At 59.7% G+C, this 2520-nt stretch carries 1 protein-coding gene; it reads right to left on the minus strand.

The window, feature by feature from the left end:
* On the minus strand, positions 1 to 2463 hold a 2463-nt coding region (locus ACH2EH_RS27090), incomplete at its 3' end, for a WD40/YVTN/BNR-like repeat-containing protein (RefSeq protein ID WP_395146627.1).
* Positions 2464 to 2520 lie beyond the last annotated feature (57 nt).

Below are 2520 nucleotides of genomic sequence, written 5' to 3' on the forward strand. Positions count from 1 at the left end.
GAAGCGATTCGCTCCGACCTGGCGCAAGTCCCAACCAATCCGCTGGAGTCCCGCTGCTGTCGGGGCTTCTAGCTCCCGCACGACATTTTCTTTGTCGTCAAGTACCGTGATGGCAAGCTTTCCCTTCACTTCGGCGGGGAGCCAGTACGTGAAGTACGTCGGCCAGGGATTGGCAAAGGTCGGGTTACCCTGTGCAGCGCGGATGTAACCCAGGTCAGGATAGAGCGTCGCCGGGCGGCTCGGGAGCAGTGTCGGTGCGGTCGGGAGGCTCTCGGTGGCGAGGGAACGGAGTGGGGTGAGATCATCAAGGACATAGCCGCCCCGCCCGAAAGTTCCGATCACCAGATCGCTCGCCTTGGGATGGATCGCAATATCGCGCACCTCGATCGTCGGGACACCGTTTTTCAGAGGGTGCCAGTGTGTGCCGCCATCAAAAGTGGCATAGAGCCCGAACTCCGTGCCCACAAAGAGCAGCTTCGGGTTGATCGGATCCTCAGCGACACTCCACACAAACTCACGGGCCGGGAGATCACCGGCGATACTTACCCAGGTCTTGCCGCGATCCAAGCTTTTGAGGAGATAGGGCTTGAAGTCACCGTGCTGGAAGTCATGGAACGATGCGTAGACCGTATTTGTTTCGTGCTGCGACGCCGCAAGATCGCTGACGGTTGCCATCGCGGGGACGCCGGGGAAGTTCTCCTCTTTTCGCCACGTGGCACCGTCGTCCTCGGTCACCTGAATCAGCCCCTCGTCGGTGCCCAGGTAGACCAGTCCCTTCACTTTAGTGGACTCGTCCAGCGCACTGGCGATTCCGTAGTCGGTCGTGCTCCGGTGCCGGTTCACTGCCGTGTCGTCCCAGACTTTGCCCATCACTGAGAGTGTATTTCGATCAATATTGCGCGTGATGTCGCCGGAGACCGCTTTCCACGTCGTGCCTTTATCCCCACTCTTAAATACCTTGTTTCCCGCCATCCAGAGTGTGCTCGGGTTGTGCGGACTGATAAGAAACGGTGTGTCCCAGTTCCAGCGCCCCCGCTCCGCGAGTGGCAGGCGCGGGCTTGCACTGACGCTGGCTCCCGTCTTCTTATCCAGCCGTGAGAAGCTCCCATTCTGGCTACTCGTGTAGACTGTGTTCGGATTGGTGGGATCCGCTCGTGCCTGAAAGCCATCACCGCCGCCCACGGTAAGCCACTCACTCATTCGCACCCCCGAGGGTGCCAGCGAGCGCACGGGGCCACTAATTGTCCCATTGTCCTGCATCCCGCCGTAGACATAATAGAACGGCTGTGTCATGTCCAGTGCTATCCGGTAGAACTGCGAGAGCGGCAGGTTATTGAAGTGCCGCCAGCTCGCTCCCCCATCGTAGCTCTCGTAGAGGCCGCCATCGCAGCCCAGAATCAGGTGCTTCGGATCGGTGGGGTCAAACTCAATATCATGGTAGTCCACGTGCGTGTTCCAGCGCTGGCCCGTAAAGGTCTTCCCGCCATCTACAGTCATCTGAAAGAGCGTGTCCACGGCCCACACTTTGTCAAAGGTAATCGGATCGGGGAAGATCTCGCCGTAGTACTGGGCATCGCTCGGCCCCCACGCGCTCATCTTCTCCCAGTTGTTGCCCTTGTTCTTCGAGCGGAAGAATCCCCCCTCTTTCCCAGATGCCGTCACCATGGCGTAGACCACCTCCGGCTTCTGCGGCGAGACGGCGAGTGCAATACGGCCCTTATCCACAGTAGGAAGGCCCTTGTCGAGTTTCTTCCAGCTCTTGCCCGCATTGTCGGTACGGTAGATCATCCCCTCGGGGCCACCGGCGATCAGGACGCCCGTGTGCCGCCGCCGCTGGTAGGAAGCCGCGTAGATGGTGTCGGGCCTCTTCGGGTCAAAAACAATATCCGAGATCCCCGTGTTCTCCGAGACCGTCAGAATTGACACCCACGTCTTGCCACCGTCGGTGGTTTTGTAGAGTCCTCTGTCCCCGCCCGACGACCAGAGCGGCCCCTGCGCGGCTACATAGACCGTGTCGGGCCTCCTCGGGTCAATGAGAATCTTGCCAATGTGCTCGGATTTCTCCAACCCCATCTTCTGCCACGTCTTGCCCGCATCCAGAGATTTATACACGCCATCGCCAAAACCCACACTCCGCTGCGACGAGTTCTCACCCGTTCCCAGCCAGAGGACGCTCGGGTTCTTCGGGTCAATCACGACAGTCGCCAGCGAGTACGAGCCGTAGCTGTCAAAGATGGGGGTAAAGGTCAGCCCACGGTTCTCCGTCTTCCACAGCCCCCCAGAGGCGGCAGCGACATACCAGATACTGCGGTTGGTAGGGTCAATCGCCACATCGGCAATGCGCCCCGTGGTCAGGGTAGGGCCAATGCTCCGCAATGCGAGGCCGCTCAGAGGGCTTGTTGGCTGCGCTTGTGGCGCGGAAAGAGAAAGAAAAAGGGAGAGGGCAAAAATGGCTGGGTTCATGATGCGAGCATTTTACCTGAGTCAGGCGAAAATCTACAGCGCGAACCCACCCGGCCA

It is taken from the genome of Armatimonas sp. (genome assembly GCF_043760365.1).
Taxonomy (GTDB): Bacteria; Armatimonadota; Armatimonadia; order Armatimonadales; family Armatimonadaceae; genus Armatimonas.